Source organism: Pseudomonas sp. MPB26, from assembly GCF_046605355.1.
Classification (GTDB): Bacteria; Pseudomonadota; Gammaproteobacteria; order Pseudomonadales; family Pseudomonadaceae; genus Aquipseudomonas; species Aquipseudomonas cedrina.
In genome coordinates, this window is record NZ_CP176793.1 from 4,461,570 (window position 1) to 4,482,933 (window position 21,364).

The following is a 21,364-nucleotide window of genomic DNA, read 5'->3' on the forward strand; positions in this document are numbered from 1 at the left end:
CCCACAGTTGAGACGGTTCCGTCAGCTACTACTAAAAGGTGATTTCCATATTCACCGTTGGCGTTGACGTACGGCTGCCCCGGCCGCCGTCCACGCCGAACTTGTTGTGCCAGTACTCATAACCCACCCCCAGGTACAGGTTCGGCTTCACGCTTTTGCCCGGGCGTACCGCCACCATCAGCGCCGTGCGCATCAGCGCTTCCGGCGCGGTATCGCGGCCATGGTAGTCCTCGCCTTTGTCCCCGACGTAGTTGATGAACCCCTGGAATTTCGCCGCATGGTTGGCGACTTCGAACGGGCGCATCCAGGTCAGGTTGAGCATGTAAGTGTCGTCGAAGGTGTGGTTCGTCTCCTGCGCGCCAGGGATACCGGTGTGGTTCCTTTCCTTGTAGTACATCAGGCTCAGGTCCAGCACGCCGACGGTGTTGAACTTCAAAGTCGGGCCGACCACCAGCGCGCGCTTTTTCGCTGAAGCGAAGTTGTTGTTGCGGTTGGCGTCAAGCCCCAGGGTGAGCGCGTAATCCTTGACCAGGCCGCTGCCCAGCGGCAGATCGAACACCCGTGATGCATACAGCTGGTGGCGATACACCGCGTAGACCTCGCTCCCACCCCGGTCAGTGCCCTTGCGCGGGTCGCGGCTGTCGGACAGAAACACATCGAGGTTGAGGAAATTGCTGCCATACCGGTAGCCGCTGGCGTGGGTAACGCTGTAGATGCGCTTGCTGAATGCGTTGGGGTTATTCGGATTGGTGAACTGCTGCCCGTAGCGAAAACCTACGCTGTTGTTCATCCACTCCACCGCGACGGCCTCCCCACCGCCGAGCAAGGTGAGTGCAACGGTGGCGCCCTGTAGTGCCTTTTTCATTGTCCTGGTCCTTTGGCGTTCTGGCTCATTACGGCCGAATTGTTTTTGTAACGCCGATGGAGGGTATCTTGTCCGATAGATTGTATACAACTCTATGGACATCCAGTCCTAACATTGCATACAGTGGCCGCACAACAAAAACAGAGAACCCCTCACCATGACTAACCCGAAGGCGTCACCGCAGCGGCCAGAAGATGAGAATCTCGGCGTCGCCGCCAACATGGCTTACGGCCTGCAGCATGTACTCACCATGTACGGCGGAATCGTCGCGGTACCGTTGATCGTCGGCCAGGCGGCCGGGTTGTCGCCGGCGGACATCGGCCTGTTGATCGCCGCGTCGTTGTTTGCCGGTGGCCTGGCCACGCTGTTGCAGACCCTCGGCCTGCCGTTCTTTGGCTGCCAATTGCCGCTGGTGCAGGGCGTGTCGTTTGCCGGTGTGGCAACCATGGTGGCGATTGTCGGCAGTGATGGCGCCGGCGGCGTGCCGGCGATTCTCGGGGCGGTGATGGCCGCGTCGTTCATCGGGTTGCTGATAACCCCGGTGTTTTCACGAATTACCAAGTTCTTCCCGCCGTTGGTGACGGGTATCGTGATCACCACCATCGGCCTCACCCTGATGCCGGTCGCGGCCCGCTGGGCCATGGGCGGCAACAGCCGCGCCGCGGATTTCGGCAGCATGCCCAATATCGGCCTGGCGGCGTTGACCCTGGTGCTGGTGCTGCTGCTGAGCAAGATCGGCAGCGCGACCATCTCGCGCCTATCGATCCTGTTGGCGATGGTGATCGGCACGCTGATTGCGGTGTTCCTCGGCATGGCGGACTTCTCCGGCGTGACCCAAGGGCCGATGTTCGGTTTCCCGACCCCGTTCCATTTCGGCATGCCCACGTTTCATCTGGCCGCGATCATTTCCATGTGCATCGTGGTGATGGTGACCTTGGTCGAGACCTCGGCCGACATTCTGGCGGTGGGTGAAATCATCGACACCAAGGTCGATTCAAAACGCCTGGGGAATGGCCTGCGCGCCGACATGCTGTCGAGCATGGTTGCGCCGATCTTCGGTTCGTTCACCCAGAGCGCATTTGCGCAAAACGTCGGCCTGGTGGCGGTCACCGGGGTGAAGAGCCGCTTTGTGGTGGCCACGGGCGGGCTGTTCCTTGTGGTCCTCGGCTTGTTGCCGTTCATGGGGCGAGTGATCGCGGCCGTGCCCACCTCAGTGCTGGGCGGCGCCGGGATCGTGCTATTCGGCACCGTGGCCGCCAGCGGTATCCGCACGCTGTCGAAGGTGGATTACCGTAACAACATGAACCTGATCATCGTTGCCACTTCCATCGGTTTCGGCATGATCCCGATCGCCGCGCCGAGCTTCTACGATCAGTTCCCGAGCTGGTTCGCGACCATTTTCCACTCGGGGATCAGTTCGTCGGCGATCATGGCGATCCTGCTGAACCTGGCGTTCAACCACTTCACCGCGGGCAACTCGGACCAGCAGTCGGTGTTCGTGGCCGGGACGGAGCGCAGTTTGTGCTTCCACGACGTGGCGGCACTGCGTGATGGGGATTACTTCAGGGGCGGTAAGTTGTTTGATGCCGAGGGTAAGGAGATTCCGGTGGTGGCGGATGCCCCGAGGAAAGCAGCTAAGCCTGAGACTAGCGCGGTTTAAAAAATGTGGGAGCGGGCTTGCTCGCGAATGCGGCGTGCCAGTCACAGTTGTTTCGACTGAGCCACCGCATTCGCGAGCAAGCCCGCTCCCACATTTTGGATCTCAGCCGGCCTTTAGGGCGCTGTACGAAGCTGAACACACCTCATCCAGAAACTTCACCACCGTCCCCATGCACGCCTGGCGTTCTTCCACATGGGGCATGTGGCTGGAGTCTTCAAACAGCGCCCAGCGCACATCGGCGATTTCATCCAGGAACGGCTTGACCACCAACGGCGTGGCCTCGTCGTGGCGGCCGGAAATGACCAAGGTCGGTACCTTGATCGCCGACAACCGGCCCGTCGATTTCCAGTCCTTCAAGCTGCCGATCACATGGAACTCGGTGGGCCCGCTCATGGCGTGGTACACCGTTGGGTCCGAGTCGACCTGGGCGAACGTGCGCGCGACCTCTTCCGGCCACGGGTTGACCCGGCACACGTGATGGTCATAGAACACCCGCGAGGCGGCGAGGTATTCCGGGGCCTGGTAAGTGCCGCAGGCTTCGTGCTTGAGCAGGGTTTCATGCACGCCCTCTGGCAACAATTTGCGCAGACGGTCAGCTTCACTGACCCAGGTGCGCATGCAGGTCGGCGAATTGGCCGCGATGAAGGCACGCAGGCCCTTGGGCTGCAGCATGGCGTGCTCGCTGCCGAGCATGCCGCCCCAGGACTGGCCGAGGATCGCGTAGTTGTCGCTGATCTGCAGGTGGTCCAGCAGGTTGTCCAATTCGGCGAGGAACAGCCCCACGGTCCAGAAGAACGGGTCTTTTTCCGGCAAGTGGGTCGAGCGGCCGTTGCCGATCTGGTCGTAATGGATCACGGCGTGGCCGCTGGCGGCGACATCCTTGAACGCATCAACATAATCATGGGTGCAGCCGGGGCCGCCGTGGATGATCACCAGGGGCGTGCGGCCACTGCAGAGGTCGCCGGTGACGCGGTACCAGGTCTGGTAGGTGCCAAACGCCGCATACCCTTCACGGGTTTTTTCGATGAATTCCATTTCGTGCCCTGCTCTGAAAAATAGGATCAGGCACACGATAATGCGTGGCAGACATCCAGGTAACTAGCAAAACAGCTAGGTTTTGCCGCCGGGTCAGTCTTCAAGCAGGCGGTAATGGGTGGCGCGCACCACGGCCTGCACACGGTTCCTGGCCCCCAACTTGTGCATCGCCGAGGCCAGGTGCAGGGTGACCACCGCCAGTGAGCGGCTCAGTTGCGTGGCGATTTCGGCTGCGGTCAGGCCGTCGGCGGCCCATTTGAGGCACTCGCGCTCGCGTTTGGTCAGGTGGATATGCGGGTAGGTGCGCAGCTCTTTGCTGAACAGCGGGTAGGCCGCTTCCTGTAATGCATGGGAAATCAGGCTGAAATCCGACAAGGTGTGCTGCGCATCCTGCAATACGTTGCCGGCCTTGCCGGTACGCAGGCCGGTCAGCGAGGCGAAGCCGCCACGGGGCAGGTGAATCGGCACGCTGACGCCGCAGGTCAATTGCTGGTCATGCAGGTAGGAAGAGACCGGCGCGTGGCAGGGGTCGATGATCCGCTGCAAAGGCGTGTCGACCTTGATGTCATAGGACCATACAAACGGTGACACCGTACTCAGGGCCAGATGTTGCACCGGATCGATCTGGTAGAACCCCTTGCTGCACCACAAGGCATGCCAGTCTGGCGGGGTGTTGCGCAGTTCGAGCACCGAAGGGGTGATCAATGCACCATCCTGGTCGATGGGCACCGGGCTGTAGTCATACACCAGTGCATCGAAGCCCAACTGCTGGGCGAGGATAAACGTATTGTCCATCTGCTCGTCCAGGCTCCTGCCCGGCATCAGACGGTGGTTTAAGGCAGTCAGCTTGGCCAGCATCCGTTCTGCTCCCGAATTCATTTGAATCTCGACTTGCTGCAAGTAGAATGCCACGCCCCGGCGAAGGACTGCCAGGCCAAACCTATAAGAAATGCTAGGTTATGGACGCGCGGCATCCTCGGTAGTGTTGGCCTGATAAACGGCCGCTACCTGCCAGGCCGACACTACACAAGGAATGTATGCATGTGGCGTGAAATTGCCCCCGACCAGCAGTACAGCGTGCAAGTCGATGGCCATGAGCTCGTGGTCTACAGCTTTGGCCAGGGCGATGAGGTGCTGCTGTGCCTCAACGGCGGGCCTGGCCTGCCGTGTGACTACTTGCGCGACGCCCATGGCTGGCTCAAAGACCATAACCTGCGAGTGGTTGCATTCGACCAGCTTGGCACGGGCGCTTCAGCCAGACCCACCGACGTTTCGTTGTGGGAAATCGGCCGTTATGTCGAAGAAGTCGAAACCGTGCGCCAGGCGCTGGGCCTGGGGCGTGTGCATTTGCTCGGGCATTCCTGGGGCGGCTGGCTCGGAATCGAATACGCCATCCACTACCCCGATGCGCTGAAAAGCCTGATCCTGGAAAACACCGTCGGCGACATTCCGCACCTGTCCCGGGAGCTGGAGCGCCTGCGCGGCGCCCTCGGCAGCGAAACCGTGGCGATGATGCAGCGCCATGAAGCCATGGGCACCCTCGACCATCCGCAATACCAGGCCGCGATCACCTTGCTCAACTATCGCCACGTGTGCCGCCTCGACGAATGGCCCGAGCCGGTAAAGCGTTCCCTGGGCGATTGGAACATGGGCCCCTACGAAACCATGCAGGGGCCCAACGAATTCCTCTACATCGGCAACCTCAAGGACTGGAACCGCCTCGACGAGATGGCAGCGTTCAAGATGCCGATCCTGATCACCACCGGCCAGCACGACGAACTCACCCCGGCCTGCGCCCTGCGTATGAAGCTTTCGGCCACGCATGCTGAACTGCACGTATTCCCCAACAGCAGCCATATGCCTTTTTACGAGGAGCCCCAGGCGTATTTCCCGGTGTTGTTGGACTTCCTCGCGCGCCATCGAGGCTGACGAATGAACCTGGCGCGCTATCGTTTTGTGCTGTCCCGACCGCTGCAATTGCTGCCGGTGCTGCTAGGCATCAGCCTGATCACCTTCGTGCTGGTACGCTCGATCCCCGGCGACCCGGCCCGGGCGCTGCTCGGCTCGCGCAGCACGCCGGATGCCTTGCTGAAAATCCGCGCTCAGTACGGCCTCGACCAGCCGTTGTGGCTGCAATATTTTTACTTCCTGAAAAACCTGCTCAAGGGCGACCTCGGCCAATCGCTGTTGTACAAGGTCGACGCCCTCAAGCTGATCGTCACCCGCATCGAGCCCACCCTGGTATTGGTGCTGGGCAGCGTGGTGCTGGCGCTGCTGATCGCGGTGCCGCTGGCGACCGTGGCCGCTCGCAACAAGGGCGGCTGGGCCGATAACCTGATCCGTGTGTTTACCACGGTCGGCCTGGGCATGCCGGCGTTCTGGCTGGGCTTGATGCTGATCCTGCTGCTGAGCGTGCAGTGGGGCCTGTTTCCGGTTTCCGGTTACGGCCGCACCTGGCTGGACAAGGCGCACCATATGGTGCTGCCGTGCCTCACCATCGCCCTGGCGCTGTCGGCGGTGCTGGTGCGCAACCTGCGCGCGAGCATGTTGATGGAATTACAGGCCGACCACGTCACCGCCGCTCGCGCGCGTGGGCTGTCGGAAGCCGCCGTGTTTCGCCGTCATGTGTTGCCCAATTCATTGGTCCCGGCGGTCAACCTGCTGGCGGTGAATATCGGCTGGCTGATCAGCGGCACGGTGGTGATCGAAAGCCTGTTCGCCATTCCCGGCATCGGCCAACTGCTGGTGCGCGGCATTTTTACCCGCGACTACATGGTGGTGCAGGGCGTGGCCATGGTGCTGGCCTGCGCGACGGTGGTGGTCAACTTTATCGCCGACGTGGTGACGGTGGCCCTCGACCCGCGAGTGAAGATGCAATGAGCAGCCGTCCGATGATTGCCCCGTGGCGCTTGCGCCTGCGCTTCGGTTTTCGCAACGGCCGCCTGACCGCTGCGTGGGGCCTGTTGATCTTGCTGGCGTGGTTGGCGCTTGCCGTATTTGCGCCGTGGATCGCGCCCTATGACCCGATTGCGCAAAACACCGACGCCAGTTTGCTCGGCCCCGGCCTTGCTCATCCATTTGGCACGGACAACTACGGCAGGGACATCCTTTCGAGGGTGATTTGGGGCGCCCGCATCGACCTGCAACTGGCCATCGTCGGGGTGATTTTTCCGTTCATGATCGGCACCTTTATTGGCGCGGTGTCCGGGTATATCGGCGGGCGTTTCGACAGTGTCTGCATGCGCGTGATCGATGTGATCCTGGCGTTTCCGTTCCTGGTGCTGATGCTGGCGATCATGGCGATCCTCGGGCCGGGCTTGCAGAGTTTCTATATCGCCATGGCGCTGGTGGGCTGGGTGTCGTACGCGCGGCTGATCCGCTCGCAGATCCTGGTGCTCAAGGAGAGCGACTTTGCCCTGGCCGCCAAGAGCCTGGGGTTTGGCCACGGGCGCATCCTGTTCCGGCACTTGCTGCCCAATGCGATGTTCGGCTCGATTGTGTTTTCCATGTCTGACGCGGTGCTGGTGCTGCTCAATGGCGCCGCCGTGAGCTATCTGGGCCTGGGCGTGCAACCGCCGACGGCCGAATGGGGAACGATGGTCGCCGAAGGGCAAGCGTTTATCACCACCGCCTGGTGGATCTGCACCTTTCCGGGCTTGGCCATCGTGACCCTGGCCATGGGGTTCAGCCTGCTGGCCGACGGTGTGGCCCAAGTATTGGGGGATCGCTCATGAGCCTGCTGCAAGTACGTGACCTCAGTGTGATCGCCAACAACGCCGGGCGTGATCTCACGCTGGTGGACCGCGTGTCCTTCGACCTGGCCGAAGGCGAGATACTCGGGTTGGTGGGCGAGAGCGGCTCCGGCAAGACCATGGCCTGTCGCGGCCTGATGCGCCTGCTGCCATCGCCCCATTTGCGCGTGCAAGGTGGCGCGGTTCGGCTGGCCGGCCAGGACTTGCTGCAACTCGATGAAGCCGGCATGCGCGCCGTGCGCGGCGGGCAATTGGGCATGATCTTCCAGAACCCCAGCAGCCATCTCGACCCGCTGATGCGCATCGGCGAGCAGATCGCCGAGGGCATTCGCCTGCACCAGGGCGCGTCGAAAAAAGACGCGCGGTTGCAGGCAATCGACGTGCTGCGCCAGGTTGGCATTCCCGATCCCCAGGCGCGGGTCGACAACTACCCCCACGAGTTTTCCGGCGGCATGCGCCAACGGGCGATGATCGCCGTGGCCCTGGGCTGCAACCCCAAGGTGCTGATCGCCGACGAGCCGACCACGGCCCTGGATGTGACGGTGCAGGCGCAAATCCTGCGGCTGTTGCTGGAGCTGCGTGACCAACGCGGCCTGTCGATCATCATGATTACCCACGACCTCGGCGTGGTCGCGCAAACCTGCGATGCCATCGCCGTGATGTATGCCGGGCGCCTGTGCGAGCACGGCAGCAAATATGAGCTGCTGGCCCATCCGCAGCATCCTTACACCGCGGGCCTGATCGATTGCCAGCCCGCCCACAGCAGCGGTCATGCCCTGTTGCGCACCATCCCCGGGCAACCGCCGTTGCTGGACGCGCTGCCCAGCGGCTGCCGGTTCAACCCGCGTTGCCCGCAGGTCGGCGCTTTGTGCACCGAAGCGCTGCCGCAAGGCTCGCGGGTGGCCTGTCATTACCCTTTGGGAGCGCAGCCATGAGCCTGTTGCAGATCAAGGACCTCGAAGTGAAGTTTGCCGCGTCCGGCAGCGGCGTGTTCGGCTTGAACAAGCAGTGGGTGAGGGCGGTGAATGGCGTGTCCCTGGACCTGGCGGCGGGTGAAACCCTGGGGTTGGTCGGTGAGTCCGGCAGTGGCAAGAGCACGCTGGGCCGGGCGGTCTTGCACCTCAACCCGATCAGTGCCGGCCAAGTGTTGTTCGATGGCGTCGACATGGCGCACGGCAGCGCCATCGACATCACCCGATTGCGGCATGAAACCGCAATGATTTTCCAGGACCCTTACGCCGCGCTGAACCCGCGCCTGACCATCGGCGAAACCCTTGCCGAAGTGCTGCGCGTGCAGCGCAAGGTCGCGCCCGCGCTGATTCCCGCCCGCGTCAATGAATTGCTCGACCTGGTCGGCCTGCGCCCCGAATTGGCCAGCCGTAAACCCGGCTCCCTCAGCGGCGGCCAGTGCCAGCGCGTCGGCATCGCCCGGGCACTGGCGGTGGAGCCACGGCTGATCATCGCCGATGAGTGCGTGGCGGCGCTGGACGTGTCGATCCAGGGCCAGATCATCAACCTGCTGCTGGAACTGCAACAGCGCATGAACCTGGCGATCCTGTTTATCGCCCATGACCTGGCCATCGTACGCAGGCTGTGCGACCGCGTGGCGGTGATGTACTTGGGCAAGATCGTCGAGGAGGGGCCGGTGGAAGCGGTCTTCACCGCCCCGCGCCATCCCTATACGGCGGCGTTGATCCAGGCGATCCCCGAGATCGATCCGCATCGGCCGTTGCCTACGCAGCCTTTGCCGGGCGAACCACCAAGCCCACTGAATTTGCCTACGGGCTGCGCCTTTCACCCGCGCTGCCGGCACGCCCGCGCAATGTGTTCCGTGGTATTGCCGCCGACCCATTTCCTGCACGAGCATCGATACAGTTGCGTGCTTGAAGAACCTTTGCTTTGACCCTCTGCCATTCATTAACAAGGAGTTGTGATATGCAATCGCGCCACTTGAAGTTGCTCGCCGCCGCTACGTTGACCGCCTGGTCCCTGAGCGCGGGACTGGCACAGGCCGCTGGTGTACTCACCATCGGCTGCCGTGAAGACAGCACCACGTTCGACCCGATCAAAAGCGCGCAGAACCGCGACACCTGGGTGTTCGCCAACGTCTACGACACCCTGGTGCGCGTGGACAACCTGGGGACCAAGATGGAACCCGGCCTGGCCGAAAGCTGGGACATTTCCAAGGACGGCCTGACGTACACCTTCAAGCTGCGTGATGCCAAGTTCTCCGACGGCTCGCCGATCACCGCTGACGATGCGGCGTTCAGCCTGTTGCGCATCCGCGATAACAAGGCCTCGCTGTGGGCCGACCCGTTCAACCTGATCAACACCGCCACGGCATCGGACCCGAAGACCCTGGTGGTCACGCTGAAGACCCCGGCCGTCGCCTTCCTCTCGCAACTGGCGTCGCCAACAGTGTCGATCCTGTCGGAAAAAGCCATGACCAAGATGGGCGAAGACGCCTACTCGGAAAACCCGGTGACTTCCGGCGCGTTTACCGTGGACGAATGGCGCAAGGGCGATCGCGTCATCCTCAAGAAGAACCCGAACTTCTGGCAGGCCAAGCAGGTGAGCCTGGACGGCGTGGAGTGGGTGTCCGTCACCGATGACAATACGCGCATGCGCATGGTGCAGAACAACGAGCTGGACACCGCGATCTTCGTACCTTTTTCGCGGGTTGAAGAGCTGAAAAAAGACAAGAACGTGGTGATCCACGCCGACCCGTCCACCCGTGAAGATCACCTGCTGATCAACCACGCACACGGGCTGCTGGCCAAGCCGCAAGTGCGCCAGGCGCTGGACATGGCCATCGACAAACAATCGCTGGTCAAGACCGCCACTTACGGTCAGGGCACCGTGGCGTATTCCTACATCCCGAAAGGCTCGCTGTACCACTACGCCAACAACCTGCAACGCCCGTATGACCCGACCGCCGCCAAGAAGCTACTCGAGCAGGCCGGCGCCAAGGACTTGAAGCTCAACTACGTGGTCAACGCCGGCAACGAGGCCGACGAGCAGATCGCGGTGATCATCAAGGACCAACTGGCGAAGGTCGGGGTGACCGCCAACCTGCAAAAGGTCGACCCGACCCAGAGCTGGCAGATGCTGGTGGACGGTGAGTACGATATTTCGGTGATGTACTGGACCAACGACATCCTCGACCCGGACCAGAAGACCACCTTCGTACTGGGCCACGACACCAACCAGAACTACATGACCCGTTACAAGAACGACAAGGTCAAGGACCTGGTGGCCGCCGCACGGATCGAGGCCGACCCGGCCAAGCGTGAGCAAATGTATGTCGAGCTGCAGAAACTGGCGAAACAGGACGTGAACTGGATCGACTTGTACTACAGCCCGTACATCAACATCTCACGCAAGAATGTGAGCAACTTCCTGCAAAACCCGCTGGGGCGTTTCACCCTTGAGGAAGTGGTGAAAAACTAAGCCTTCAAACCCAATGTGGGACAAGACCTGTGGCGAGCGGGCTTGCCCCGCGTTGGCTGCGAAGCAGCCCCAAACCAGCCGACTCGGTTCTGCCTGGAGGTCGGCGGTGTCCTTATTGGGGCCGCTTCGCAGCCCAGCGCGGGCGGTGCGACGATTCGACAAGCCCGCTCACTACAACCTGCCTTCGCGAGCAAGCCCGCTCCCACATCGGGTTCTGCGGCGGGTCAGCTACTGCGCATCAAACGCCTGTCCATTGATGCCAGTACTGTCCGGCCCCATCAGGTACAAATACACCGGCATGATCTCCTCCGGTGCAGGCCGTTCCATCGGGTTTTCCCCTGGATACGCCTGGGCCCGCATGCTGGTGCGTGTGCCGCCGGGGTTGATGCTGTTGGCGCGCACCGCCGCCACGTCTTCGAGCTCATCGGCCAGGGTCTGCATCAGGCCTTCGGTAGCAAACTTCGACACCCCGTAAGCCCCCCAATACGCCCGGCCCTTGCGCCCGACGCTGCTGGAGGTGAACACCACCGACGCATCCTGCGACAGCTTGAGCAGCGGCAGCAAGGTGCTGGTCAGCATGAACATCGCGTTGACGTTCACGTGCATCACGCGCATGAAGTTTTCGCCGGACAACTGCTCGATCGGCGTGCGTGGGCCGATGATGGAAGCGTTGTGCAACAGGCCGTCGAGGTGGCCGAATTCTTTCTCGATCATCGCCGCCAGCTCATCGTATTGATGGGGCAGGGCGGTCTCCAGGTTAAACGGAATCACCACCGGTTGCGGCTGGCCCGCGGCTTCGATCTGGTCATACACCTGGGCCAGGTTGGCCTCGGTCTTGCCCAGCAACAGCACGGTGGCACCATGGGCGGCGTAGATTTTCGCCGCCGCCGCGCCAATCCCGCGCCCGGCGCCGGTCACCAGGATCACCCGGCCTTTGAGCAGATCTGGAGGTGCGCAGTAATCAAACATAAATAGCCTCGACAAAAATTCAGGTTGCCAGCACCAAACTTGATACCAGTGAAGATCCCCTGTGGGAGCGGGCTTGCTCGCGAAAGCGGCGGGTCAGCTAACACATGTATTGACTGACCCACCGCATTCGCGAGCAAGTCGAATCGTCGCACCGCCGCTCCCACATTTTGATCTTCATTAATCAGTGAGGGCGGTGGCCCATCAGCAACTGCACAGCGCGTTATCCAGCACCTTGCGCAATTCCAGCGGGTGATCCACCACCACATCGGCGCCCCAATGGCGCGGGTTGTCGTCCGGGTGGATATAGCCGTAAGTCACCGCCGCCGTGCGCGTCCCGGCGTCGCGGCCGGACTCGATATCGCGCAGGTCATCCCCCACGAACAGTACGCTGGCAGGGTCGAGGTTGAGCAGCTTGCATGCGAGGACCATAGGCTCCGGGTCCGGCTTGCTGTTTTTCACATGGTCCGGGCAGATCAGCACGGCTGAGCGCTCAGCCAGGCCCAGTTGCTGCATGATCGGTTCGGCAAACCGCAGCGGCTTGTTGGTGACCACGCCCCAGATCAGGTTGGCTTTCTCGATGTCTTCCAGTAGTTCGGCCATCCCGTCGAAAAGCCTGCTGTGGACCGCGCAGCCCTTGAGGTAGCGCTCGAGGAATTCCTGGCGCAGTTCTTCAAAGCCTGGGGATTCAGGGTCCATCTGGAAAGTCACCGCAACCATCGCCCGCGCACCGCCGGAGATTTCGTCACGGACGTGCTCGGGGTTGACCGGCGGCAGGCCGCGGTCGGCGCGCATCGCCTGGCAGATGGCGATAAAGTCCGGCGCGGTGTCCAGCAGGGTACCGTCCATGTCGAAGAGAACCGCTCGCAACTTCACAGGCTTACTCCTCGCGCAGGGTCTGGATCATGTAGTTGACGTCAACGTCATTGGCCAATTTGTAGTGCTTGGTCAGCGGGTTGTAGGTCAAGCCGATGATGTCCTTGACGGTCAGCCCGGCCTGGCGGCTCCAGGCGCCCAGCTCGGATGGGCGGATGAATTTCTTGAAGTCATGGGTGCCGCGGGGCAGCAGCTTCATGATGTATTCGGCGCCGATGATCGCGAACAGGTAGGCCTTGGGGTTGCGGTTGATGGTGGAGAAGAACACCTGACCGCCCGGCTTGACCATTTGAAAGCACGCATGGATCACCGAGGACGGGTCCGGCACGTGTTCCAGCATCTCAAGGCAGGTGACCACGTCGAACTGCCCGGGCATCTCTTCAGCCAGGGCTTCGGCGGTGATCTGGCGGTATTCCACGCTCACGCCGGATTCCAGCTGGTGCAGCCGGGCCACGGCCAATGGCGCTTCGCCCATGTCGATCCCCATCACGGTGGCGCCGCGCAGGGCCATGGCTTCGCTGAGGATGCCGCCGCCGCACCCCACGTCCAGCACTTTCTTGCCGGCCAGGTTGACGCGTTCGTCAATCCAGTTCACCCGCAGCGGGTTGATGTCGTGCAGGGGCTTGAACTCGCTTTCGCGGTCCCACCAGCGATGGGCCAGGGCTTCGAACTTGGCGATTTCGGCGTGGTCGACGTTGCTCATGGTGAATCCTCTAAAGCTGATAATTCGGTTTATTCGCTGTGCCCGCTGATGCGTTGTCCCCAGGCAATGGCCTTGGCGGTCAACTGTGCTTCATCCATGCGGGTCAATCGTCGGTCGTCGAGCAATTGCTTGCCGGCGACCCAAAGGTGTTTCACGCAATCGCGACCGGTGGCATAGATAAGCTGCGAAACCGGATCGTAGATCGGTTGCTGCGCCAGCCCCGACAGATCGAAGGCGACGATATCTGCGGCCTTGCCGACTTCCAGCGAGCCGATCTCGCCTTCCAGGCCCATGGCCCGCGCGCCATTGAGGGTCGCCATGCGCAGCGCGCGATGGGCGTCCAGCGCCGTGGCCGAGCCTGCAACGGCCTTGGCCAGCATCGCGGCGGTGCGGGTTTCGCCCAGCAGGTCGAGGTCGTTGTTGCTGGCGGCGCCGTCGGTGCCTATAGCCACATTGACGCCAGCCTGCCACAGGCGTTCAACCGGGCAGAAGCCGCTGGCCAATTTAAGGTTCGATTCGGGGCAGTGGATGACGCTGGTGTTACTTTCTACCAGCAAAGCCAGGTCATCCTCGCTGATTTGGGTCATATGAACGGCCTGGAAGCGCGGGCCCAGCAGGCCCAGGCGCCCCAGGCGCGCCAGTGGGCGCTCGCCGGTCTGCTCGACGGCTTGCTGCACTTCGAAGGCGGTTTCATGCACGTGCATATGGATCGCGGCGTCCAGCTCTTCGGCGATCACCCGGATTTTCTCCAGGTTGGCGTCGCACACCGTGTAGGGCGCGTGGGGGCCGAAGGTGATTTTGATGCGCGAGTGGTGCTTGAGGTCGCCGAACAGCTCGATGCCTTGGCGGATCGCCTCATCGGCGCTGCCGGCGCCGGGAATCGGGAAGTCGAGGATCGGAATCGCGATCTGCGCGCGCATGCCACTGTTGTGCACGCAGTCGCTGGCGACCTTGGGGTAGAAGTACATGTCCGAAAAGCAGGTGATGCCGCCCTTGAGCTGTTCGGCGATGGCCAGGTCGGTGCCGTCGCGCACGAAGGCTGCATCGACCCATTTGGCCTCGGCGGGCCAAATGTGTTTTTCCAGCCAGGTCATCAGCGGCAAGTCGTCGGCCAGGCCGCGAAACAGGCTCATCGCCGCGTGCCCGTGGGCGTTGATCAAACCGGGGCTGAGCAGCATGCCGGGCAGTTCGCGCACCTCAACGGCCGAAAGCTTCAAGGCCGCGGCCCGTGGCCCGATAAAGGCGATGCGCCCATCGCGGATGCCCAGGCCGTGTTCCTTGAGCACCACGCCGGCGGGTTCGACAGGTACCAGCCAGGTTGGCAGCAACAATAAGTCGAGCGGGGCGGCAGTGGCAGTCATCGCGGGCTTCTTCCCAGGCAGCTATAAAAGAAGAGCGAAGTATACCCGAGCGTCCAGGCTGGCGGATCGCTATAATCGGCGGCTTTGTTCATGAGTGCGGAGTAACGGATGCGCGATCGACTGTTGGCAGCGGAGAAAGTGAAAGCCATCGATTGGCGTGATGGCGCGCTGTACCTGCTCGATCAGCGTGCCTTGCCGTCCCGCGAAAGCTGGGTGGCCTGCGTGACGGTCGACGAGGTGGCCGCCGCGATCCGTTCGATGGTGGTGCGCGGTGCGCCGGCCATTGGCATCAGCGCTGCGTATGGCCTGGTGCTGGCCGCGCGCGAACGCATTGTCGAAGGCGGTGACTGGCAGGCTGCGTGGGAAGAAGACTACGCATTGCTGGCCGATACACGACCGACCGCGTCGAACCTGTTCTGGGCGTTGAAGCGCATGCGCGAACGCCTCGACCGCGTCAAGAAGCACGCCGATCCGTTGGCGGTGCTGGAGGCCGAGGCGATTGCGATCCACGAGAGTGATCGCGAAGCCAACCTCACCATGGCCCAGTTGGGTGTCGAGCTGATCCGCAAGCACCAAGGCAATGCCCAGGCGATCCTCACCCACGGCAATGCAGGCGCCCTGGCGACCGGCGGTGTCGGCACGGCGCTCGGGGTGATCCGCGCGGCCTACCTGGAAGGCATGGTCGAACAGGTGTATGCCAATGAAACCCGGCCCTGGCTGCAAGGCTCGCGCCTGACCGCCTGGGAGCTGGCGGGCGATGGCATCCCGGTGACGGTGAATGCCGACTCGGCCGGTGCGCATATCCTCAAGACCAAGGGCGTGACCTGGGTAATCGTCGGCGCCGATTGCATTGCCGCCAATGGCGATGTGATCGGCAAGATCGGCACCTATCAACTGGCGGTGTGCGCCATGCACCACGGCGTGCGGTTCATGGTGGTGGCGCCGAGTTCGACCCTGGACCTGATGATGGCCACTGGCGATGATGTCGCCCTGGAAGAGCGCGATGCCGGCGAGCTGCTGGAAGTCGCCGGCCAGCGTTTCGCGGCGGATGTGAGTGCGTACAACCCGGTATTCGACGTGACGCCGGCGGATCTGATCGATGTGATCGTGACGGAGAAGGGGGTTGTCGAACGGCCGGATACGGCCAAGTTGGCCAAGTTGATGTGCCGTAAGCGGTTGCATTGAGATCCCTGGCGCCTGTCAGATTGCATTCGCGAGCAAGCCCGCTCCCACATTTTGAATGGGTTCACAAATCCAAATGTGGGAGCGGGCTTGCTCGCGAATGGTCCTATAAGTCAATAAATCTCTTCGATTTACCCTCCAAAAACAGCACCACCCCACCTCTGAGCCCCTCTAGTCCCTCTCAAGCCTGTCACCGGTCAAATTACTAGCCTCCATGCGCATCAGGGGGATAGGTGCGTGGCGGCGATTGTGATAACATCCGGCGGTTTCCAGGGCCGCCCCGAGGGGTGGCCTATAACGTGCAGATCCGTGTCATAACTCGTTGATTTGTCGTAAGTCGTTGTCAGGCACTCTGCCGGCAACGGCGAGCTTCGTTCGTCCCGAATGGATGTGACGAGGTTTCACCCGAAAAAGGAATCAGGCTTCTCATGGGCGAACTGGCCAAAGAAATCCTCCCGGTCAATATCGAAGACGAGCTGAAACAGTCCTACCTCGACTACGCGATGAGCGTCATCGTCGGTCGGGCACTGCCTGATGCGCGCGACGGCTTGAAGCCCGTGCACCGGCGTGTGCTGTTCGCGATGAGCGAGCTGGGTAACGACTGGAACAAGCCGTACAAGAAATCTGCCCGTGTTGTCGGTGACGTGATCGGTAAGTATCACCCTCACGGCGACACTGCGGTGTACGACACCATCGTTCGGATGGCCCAGCCGTTTTCCCTGCGCTACCTGCTGGTAGACGGCCAAGGCAACTTCGGTTCGGTCGACGGCGACAACGCCGCGGCCATGCGATACACCGAAGTGCGCATGACCAAGCTGGCGCACGAGCTGCTGGCCGACCTGCACAAAGAAACCGTGGACTGGGTGCCGAACTACGACGGCACCGAAATGATCCCGGCCGTCATGCCCACCCGTATTCCCAACCTGCTGGTCAACGGTTCCAGCGGTATCGCCGTGGGCATGGCGACCAACATCCCGCCGCACAACCTCGGTGAAGTCATCGACGGTTGCCTGGCCCTCATCGACAACCCAGAGCTGACCGTCGACGAGCTGATGCAATACATTCCCGGCCCGGACTTCCCGACCGCCGCGATCATCAACGGCCGTGCCGGCATCATCGAAGCCTACCGCACCGGTCGCGGCCGCATCTACATGCGCGCCCGCTCGATCATCGAAGACATCGACAAGGTCGGTGGCCGCCAGCAGATCGTCATCACCGAGCTTCCGTACCAGCTGAACAAGGCGCGTCTGATCGAGAAGATCGCCGAGCTGGTTAAAGAGAAGAAGCTCGAAGGCATCACCGAACTGCGCGACGAGTCCGACAAAGACGGTATGCGCGTGGTGATCGAGCTGCGTCGTGGCGAAGTGCCCGAGGTGATCCTCAACAACCTCTACGCCCAAACCCAGCTGCAAAGCGTGTTTGGTATCAACGTGGTTGCCCTGATCGACGGCCGCCCACGCATCCTGAACCTCAAGGACCTGCTGGAAGCCTTCGTGCGTCACCGCCGCGAAGTGGTCACCCGCCGTACTGTGTTCGAACTGCGCAAGGCCCGCGAACGTGGCCACATCCTGGAAGGCCAGGCGGTTGCGCTGTCGAACATTGACCCGGTGATCGCCCTGATCAAGGCCTCGCCGACACCGTCGGAAGCTAAAGAAGCGCTGATCAAGATGCCGTGGGAATCCAGCGCCGTAGTGGCGATGGTTGAACGCGCCGGCGCCGACTCCTGCCGCCCCGAGACCCTGGACCCGCAATACGGCCTGCGTGACGGCAAGTATTTCCTGTCGCCGGAACAGGCACAGGCCATCCTGGAACTGCGCCTGCACCGTCTGACCGGTCTGGAGCACGAGAAGCTGCTGGCCGAGTACCAGGAGATCCTCAACCAGATCGGCGAGCTGATCCGCATCCTCAACAGCGCCGTGCGCCTGATGGAAGTGATCCGCGAAGAACTGGAAGTGATCCGCGCCGAATACGGCGACGTGCGCCGCACCGAAATCCTCGATGCGCGCCTCGACCTGACCCTGGGCGACATGATCCCGGAAGAAGAGCGCGTGGTGACCATCTCCCACGGTGGCTACGCCAAGACCCAGCCGCTGGCGGCGTACCAGGCCCAGCGCCGTGGTGGTAAAGGTAAATCGGCTACCGGCGTGAAGGACGAGGACTACATCGCTCACCTGCTGGTCGCCAACAGCCACACCACGCTGCTGCTGTTCTCCAGCAAGGGCAAGGTGTACTGGCTCAAGACCTACGAAATTCCGGAAGCGTCCCGCGCCGCCCGTGGTCGCCCACTGGTCAACCTGCTGCCGCTGGACAGTGATGAATACATCACCACTATGCTGCCGGTCGAGGAGTACACCGAAGGTCACTTCATCTTCATGGCCACCGCCAAGGGCACCGTGAAGAAGACCCCGCTGGAATCCTTCAGCCGTCAACGCAGCGTGGGCCTGATCGCCCTGGAGCTGGATGAAGGCGACGTGCTGATCTCCGCCGCGATCACCGATGGCGAGCGTGAAGTCATGCTGTTCTCAGACGGCGGCAAGGTCACGCGCTTCAAGGAATCCGACGTTCGCGCCATGGGCCGTACCGCCCGCGGGGTGCGCGGCATGCGCCTGCCGGAAGGGCAGAAGCTGATTTCGATGCTGATCCCGGAAGAAGGCAGCCAGATCCTCACCGCGTCCGAGCGTGGTTATGGCAAGCGCACGGCCATCAGCGAGTTCCCGGAGTACAAGCGTGGCGGCCAGGGCGTGATCGCCATGGTCAGCAACGACCGCAACGGCCGTCTGGTCGGCGCGGTCCAAGTGCTCGACGGCGAGGAAATCATGCTGATTTCCGACCAGGGCACCCTGGTGCGTACCCGTGTCGCCGAAGTGTCGAGCCTGGGCCGTAACACCCAGGGCGTCACCTTGATCAAGCTGGCCAAGGACGAAAAACTGGTGGGTCTGGAGCGTGTGCAGGAGCCATCGGAAGTCGAAGGCGAAGAGCTCGAAGGCGAGGACTTTGAAGGTGAGGTGATCGCAACCGGCGATGACAACGTCGACGAGCCAACCCTCGATGCAGCCGCAGACGAAGAAGAACCGCAGGAATAAGCGGACACACAGGGGGCGGATGAAGATTCGCCCCCTTGTTGTTTGTCCGGACGGAAATATCGACAGCAATGGAGATTCCATGTGGGAGCGGGCTTGCTCGCGAAGGCGGAGTGTCAGTCAATACACATTCGACTGACCCACCGCCTTCGCGAGCAAGTCGAATCGTCGCACCGCCGCTCCCACACGGAATCGGGTGTCGGCTGATATATGTTTGCGTGACTACCACCAAATCAAAGTGAGATTGGATGTGAGCAAGAGAGCCTATAACTTCTGTGCCGGTCCCGCGGCGCTTCCTGAAGCAGTCCTGCAGCGTGCGCAGGGTGAACTCCTCGACTGGCATGGAAAAGGCCTCTCCGTGATGGAAATGAGCCATCGCAGCGATGAGTTCGTGTCCATCGCCACCAAGGCCGAGCAGGACCTGCGCGACTTGCTGGGCATCCCCTCCAACTACAAAGTGTTGTTCCTGCAGGGCGGCGCCAGCCAGCAGTTTGCGCAGATCCCGCTGAACCTGCTACCCGAAGGCGGCACGGCCGACTACATCGACACCGGTATCTGGGGGCAGAAGGCCATTGAAGAGGCCTCGCGTTACGGTCACATCAATGTGGCGGGCACCGCCAAGCCTTACGACTATTTCGCTATTCCCGGCCAGAACGAGTGGAAGCTGTCCAAGGACGCGGCCTACGTGCACTACGTCGCGAACGAAACCATCGGCGGCCTGCAATTCGACTGGGTGCCGCAAGTGGGCGACGTCCCGCTGGTGTGCGACATGTCCTCGGACATCCTGTCGCGCCCGATCGACGTGTCCAAGTACGGCATGATCTACGCCGGCGCACAGAAAAACATCGGCCCGAGCGGCATTCTGGTCAACATCATCCGTGAAGACCTGCTCGGCCGCGCCCGTTCGCTGTGCCCGACCATGCTCAACTACAAGGTTGCGGCCGATAACGGCTCGATGTACAACACTCCCCCGGCGTTCGCCTGGTACCTGTCCGGCCTGGTGTTCGAATGGCTGAAGGAGCAGGGCGGTGTCGCCGCCATGGGCAAGCTCAACGAAGTGAAGAAGCGCACCCTGTACGACTTCATCGACGCCAGCGGCCTGTACAGCAACCCGATCAATCTCAGCGACCGCTCGTGGATGAATGTGCCGTTCCGCCTGGCGGACGACCGCCTCGACAAGCCGTTCCTCGCCGGCGCCGACGAGCGCGGCCTGCTGAATCTCAAGGGTCACCGTTCGGTCGGTGGCATGCGCGCCTCCATCTATAACGCTGTCGACATCAACGCGATCAATGCGCTGGTTTCCTACATGGCAGAGTTCGAAAAGGAACATGGCTAATGTCCGAACAAGAACTCAAGGCCCTGCGCGTACGCATTGACAGCCTGGACGAGAAAGTCCTGGAGCTGATCAGTGAGCGCGCGCGGTGCGCCCAGGAAGTGGCACGCGTCAAAATGGCTTCCCTGGCCGAAGGCGAAGTGCCGGTGTTCTACCGTCCCGAGCGCGAAGCACAAGTGCTCAAGCGCGTGATGGAGCGCAACAAGGGCCCGCTGGGCAACGAAGAGATGGCGCGATTGTTTCGCGAAATCATGTCCTCGTGCCTGGCGCTGGAGCAGCCGCTGAAAGTGGCGTACCTCGGCCCTGAAGGCACCTTCACTCAAGCGGCGGCCATGAAGCACTTCGGCCACGCGGTGATCAGCAAACCGATGGCCGCCATCGACGAAGTCTTCCGTGAAGTGGCGGCCGGTGCGGTGAATTTTGGCGTGGTGCCGGTGGAAAACTCCACCGAAGGCGCGGTCAACCACACGCTGGACAGCTTCCTGGAACACGACATGGTGATCTGCGGCGAAGTCGAGCTGCGTATCCACCACCACCTGCTGGTGGGCGAGAACACCAAGACCGACAGCATCAGCCGCATCTACTCCCACGCGCAGTCACTGGCCCAGTGCCGTAAGTGGCTGGACGCGCATTACCCGAATGTCGAGCGCGTGGCGGTGTCCAGCAACGCCGAGGCGGCCAAGCGGGTCAAGGGTGAGTGGAACTCGGCGGCCATTGCCGGTGACATGGCGGCGGGCCTGTATGGCCTGACGCGCCTGGCCGAGAAAATCGAGGACCGTCCGGACAACTCCACGCGCTTCTTGATGATCGGCAGCCAGGAAGTGCCGCCGACCGGCGACGACAAGACCTCGATCATCGTCTCCATGAGCAACAAGCCCGGCGCACTGCATGAGTTGCTGGTGCCGTTCCACGACAACGGGATTGACCTGACGCGCATCGAGACCCGTCCTTCGCGCAGCGGTAAATGGACCTACGTGTTCTTTATCGACTTCATCGGCCATCACCGCGACCCGCTGGTCAAGGGCGTGCTCGAAAAAATCAGTCAGGAAGCCGTGGCACTCAAGGTGCTGGGCTCTTACCCGAAAGCGGTTTTGTGAGGCT

Annotated in this window: 18 protein-coding genes; 11 read left to right on the forward strand and 7 right to left on the reverse strand. The window is 62.0% G+C overall.

The window, feature by feature from the left end:
• Positions 1 to 31: 31 nt before the first annotated feature.
• Positions 32 to 865, reverse strand: coding sequence for a nucleoside-binding protein (locus ACLH0H_RS20655; RefSeq protein WP_411379420.1), 834 nt, complete (start codon positions 863 to 865; stop codon positions 32 to 34).
• 157 nt (positions 866 to 1,022) lie between these two features.
• Between ACLH0H_RS20655 and ACLH0H_RS20660 the strand changes: the two genes are divergently transcribed.
• Complete coding sequence (locus tag ACLH0H_RS20660) at positions 1,023 to 2,525, forward strand: nucleobase:cation symporter-2 family protein (RefSeq protein WP_411379421.1); 1,503 nt, start codon at positions 1,023 to 1,025, stop codon at positions 2,523 to 2,525.
• Between the two features lie 102 nt (positions 2,526 to 2,627).
• On the opposite strand, the gene ACLH0H_RS20665 is transcribed toward ACLH0H_RS20660, so the two are convergent.
• Both ACLH0H_RS20665 and ACLH0H_RS20670 read right to left on the reverse strand, forming a co-directional pair.
• Positions 2,628 to 3,560 (reverse strand): proline iminopeptidase-family hydrolase, encoded by a 933-nt coding sequence (locus tag ACLH0H_RS20665; protein WP_411379422.1) that lies wholly within the window; start codon positions 3,558 to 3,560, stop codon positions 2,628 to 2,630.
• Positions 3,561 to 3,653: 93 nt separating this feature from the next.
• Positions 3,654 to 4,418 carry a LuxR family transcriptional regulator gene (locus tag ACLH0H_RS20670; RefSeq protein ID WP_411379423.1) on the reverse strand — a complete coding sequence of 255 codons (765 nt, stop codon included), beginning with the start codon at positions 4,416 to 4,418 and terminating at the stop codon, positions 3,654 to 3,656.
• Between the two features lie 183 nt (positions 4,419 to 4,601).
• Here ACLH0H_RS20670 and ACLH0H_RS20675 point away from each other — a divergent pair, with 183 nt between their 5' ends.
• From ACLH0H_RS20675 to ACLH0H_RS20700, 6 genes are read left to right on the forward strand one after another with little or no spacing between them, the layout of a single operon-like run.
• Positions 4,602 to 5,489 (forward strand): proline iminopeptidase-family hydrolase, encoded by an 888-nt coding sequence (locus ACLH0H_RS20675; RefSeq protein ID WP_411379424.1) that lies wholly within the window; start codon positions 4,602 to 4,604, stop codon positions 5,487 to 5,489.
• 3 nt (positions 5,490 to 5,492) lie between these two features.
• Entirely contained in the window at positions 5,493 to 6,440 is a 948-nt protein-coding gene (locus tag ACLH0H_RS20680) for an ABC transporter permease (RefSeq protein WP_307386157.1), read from the forward strand.
• The gene (locus ACLH0H_RS20685) at positions 6,437 to 7,294 is read left to right on the forward strand and encodes an ABC transporter permease (protein WP_186692563.1); all 858 of its coding nucleotides are present in this window, start codon (positions 6,437 to 6,439) and stop codon (positions 7,292 to 7,294) included. Before ACLH0H_RS20680 ends, ACLH0H_RS20685 begins: the two co-directional genes overlap by 4 nt.
• Positions 7,291 to 8,247, forward strand: coding sequence for an ABC transporter ATP-binding protein (locus tag ACLH0H_RS20690; protein ID WP_411379425.1), 957 nt, complete (start codon positions 7,291 to 7,293; stop codon positions 8,245 to 8,247). The genes ACLH0H_RS20685 and ACLH0H_RS20690 overlap by 4 nt, the downstream gene beginning before the upstream one ends.
• Positions 8,244 to 9,215 (forward strand): ABC transporter ATP-binding protein, encoded by a 972-nt coding sequence (locus ACLH0H_RS20695; RefSeq protein ID WP_411379426.1) that lies wholly within the window; start codon positions 8,244 to 8,246, stop codon positions 9,213 to 9,215. Before ACLH0H_RS20690 ends, ACLH0H_RS20695 begins: the two co-directional genes overlap by 4 nt.
• A gap of 32 nt (positions 9,216 to 9,247) precedes the next feature.
• The gene (locus ACLH0H_RS20700; RefSeq protein WP_411379427.1) at positions 9,248 to 10,762 is read left to right on the forward strand and encodes an ABC transporter substrate-binding protein; all 1,515 of its coding nucleotides are present in this window, start codon (positions 9,248 to 9,250) and stop codon (positions 10,760 to 10,762) included.
• A 228-nt stretch (positions 10,763 to 10,990) separates the two neighbouring features.
• Here the strand turns inward: ACLH0H_RS20700 and ACLH0H_RS20705 are convergent, their stop codons facing one another.
• The 4 genes from ACLH0H_RS20705 to ACLH0H_RS20720 all read right to left on the reverse strand — a co-directional run bounded on the left by ACLH0H_RS20705 (position 10,991) and on the right by ACLH0H_RS20720 (position 14,668).
• Positions 10,991 to 11,731, reverse strand: a complete 741-nt coding sequence (locus ACLH0H_RS20705) for a YciK family oxidoreductase (protein ID WP_411379428.1) — start codon at positions 11,729 to 11,731, stop codon at positions 10,991 to 10,993.
• A 201-nt stretch (positions 11,732 to 11,932) separates the two neighbouring features.
• Positions 11,933 to 12,604 carry an N-acetylmuramic acid 6-phosphate phosphatase MupP gene (gene mupP, locus ACLH0H_RS20710; RefSeq protein WP_411379429.1) on the reverse strand — a complete coding sequence of 224 codons (672 nt, stop codon included), beginning with the start codon at positions 12,602 to 12,604 and terminating at the stop codon, positions 11,933 to 11,935.
• Positions 12,605 to 12,608: 4 nt separating this feature from the next.
• On the reverse strand, positions 12,609 to 13,307 hold the full coding sequence (gene ubiG / locus ACLH0H_RS20715; RefSeq protein ID WP_411379430.1) for a bifunctional 2-polyprenyl-6-hydroxyphenol methylase/3-demethylubiquinol 3-O-methyltransferase UbiG: 699 nt from the start codon (positions 13,305 to 13,307) through the stop codon (positions 12,609 to 12,611).
• Between the two features lie 29 nt (positions 13,308 to 13,336).
• Positions 13,337 to 14,668 carry a TRZ/ATZ family hydrolase gene (locus ACLH0H_RS20720; RefSeq protein ID WP_411379431.1) on the reverse strand — a complete coding sequence of 444 codons (1,332 nt, stop codon included), beginning with the start codon at positions 14,666 to 14,668 and terminating at the stop codon, positions 13,337 to 13,339.
• Between the two features lie 108 nt (positions 14,669 to 14,776).
• On the opposite strand from ACLH0H_RS20720, the gene mtnA reads away from it, so the two are divergent.
• The 4 genes from mtnA (at position 14,777) to pheA (ending at position 21,360) form a co-directional block, all read left to right on the forward strand.
• Positions 14,777 to 15,853: an S-methyl-5-thioribose-1-phosphate isomerase gene (gene mtnA, locus ACLH0H_RS20725; RefSeq protein ID WP_411379432.1), complete on the forward strand. Its 1,077-nt coding sequence runs from the start codon at positions 14,777 to 14,779 to the stop codon at positions 15,851 to 15,853.
• Between the two features lie 425 nt (positions 15,854 to 16,278).
• Entirely contained in the window at positions 16,279 to 18,933 is a 2,655-nt protein-coding gene (gene gyrA / locus ACLH0H_RS20730; RefSeq protein WP_411379433.1) for a DNA gyrase subunit A, read from the forward strand.
• 247 nt (positions 18,934 to 19,180) lie between these two features.
• Positions 19,181 to 20,266: a 3-phosphoserine/phosphohydroxythreonine transaminase gene (gene serC / locus ACLH0H_RS20735; RefSeq protein ID WP_411379434.1), complete on the forward strand. Its 1,086-nt coding sequence runs from the start codon at positions 19,181 to 19,183 to the stop codon at positions 20,264 to 20,266.
• Complete coding sequence (gene pheA, locus ACLH0H_RS20740) at positions 20,266 to 21,360, forward strand: prephenate dehydratase (protein ID WP_003172650.1); 1,095 nt, start codon at positions 20,266 to 20,268, stop codon at positions 21,358 to 21,360. Before serC ends, pheA begins: the two co-directional genes overlap by 1 nt.
• The last annotated feature ends 4 nt before the right edge of the window (positions 21,361 to 21,364 follow it).

Coding starts and splice junctions, on each gene's coding strand:
- ACLH0H_RS20655 (WP_411379420.1), bottom strand. CDS start 865: ATGAAAAAGGCACTACAGGGCGCCACCGTTGCACTCACCTTGCTCGGC.
- ACLH0H_RS20660 (WP_411379421.1), top strand. CDS start 1,023: ATGACTAACCCGAAGGCGTCACCGCAGCGGCCAGAAGATGAGAATCTC.
- ACLH0H_RS20665 (WP_411379422.1), bottom strand. CDS start 3,560: ATGGAATTCATCGAAAAAACCCGTGAAGGGTATGCGGCGTTTGGCACC.
- ACLH0H_RS20670 (WP_411379423.1), bottom strand. CDS start 4,418: ATGCTGGCCAAGCTGACTGCCTTAAACCACCGTCTGATGCCGGGCAGG.
- ACLH0H_RS20675 (WP_411379424.1), top strand. CDS start 4,602: ATGTGGCGTGAAATTGCCCCCGACCAGCAGTACAGCGTGCAAGTCGAT.
- ACLH0H_RS20680 (WP_307386157.1), top strand. CDS start 5,493: ATGAACCTGGCGCGCTATCGTTTTGTGCTGTCCCGACCGCTGCAATTG.
- ACLH0H_RS20685 (WP_186692563.1), top strand. CDS start 6,437: ATGAGCAGCCGTCCGATGATTGCCCCGTGGCGCTTGCGCCTGCGCTTC.
- ACLH0H_RS20690 (WP_411379425.1), top strand. CDS start 7,291: ATGAGCCTGCTGCAAGTACGTGACCTCAGTGTGATCGCCAACAACGCC.
- ACLH0H_RS20695 (WP_411379426.1), top strand. CDS start 8,244: ATGAGCCTGTTGCAGATCAAGGACCTCGAAGTGAAGTTTGCCGCGTCC.
- ACLH0H_RS20700 (WP_411379427.1), top strand. CDS start 9,248: ATGCAATCGCGCCACTTGAAGTTGCTCGCCGCCGCTACGTTGACCGCC.
- ACLH0H_RS20705 (WP_411379428.1), bottom strand. CDS start 11,731: ATGTTTGATTACTGCGCACCTCCAGATCTGCTCAAAGGCCGGGTGATC.
- ubiG (WP_411379430.1), bottom strand. CDS start 13,307: ATGAGCAACGTCGACCACGCCGAAATCGCCAAGTTCGAAGCCCTGGCC.
- ACLH0H_RS20720 (WP_411379431.1), bottom strand. CDS start 14,668: ATGACTGCCACTGCCGCCCCGCTCGACTTATTGTTGCTGCCAACCTGG.
- mtnA (WP_411379432.1), top strand. CDS start 14,777: ATGCGCGATCGACTGTTGGCAGCGGAGAAAGTGAAAGCCATCGATTGG.
- gyrA (WP_411379433.1), top strand. CDS start 16,279: ATGGGCGAACTGGCCAAAGAAATCCTCCCGGTCAATATCGAAGACGAG.
- pheA (WP_003172650.1), top strand. CDS start 20,266: ATGTCCGAACAAGAACTCAAGGCCCTGCGCGTACGCATTGACAGCCTG.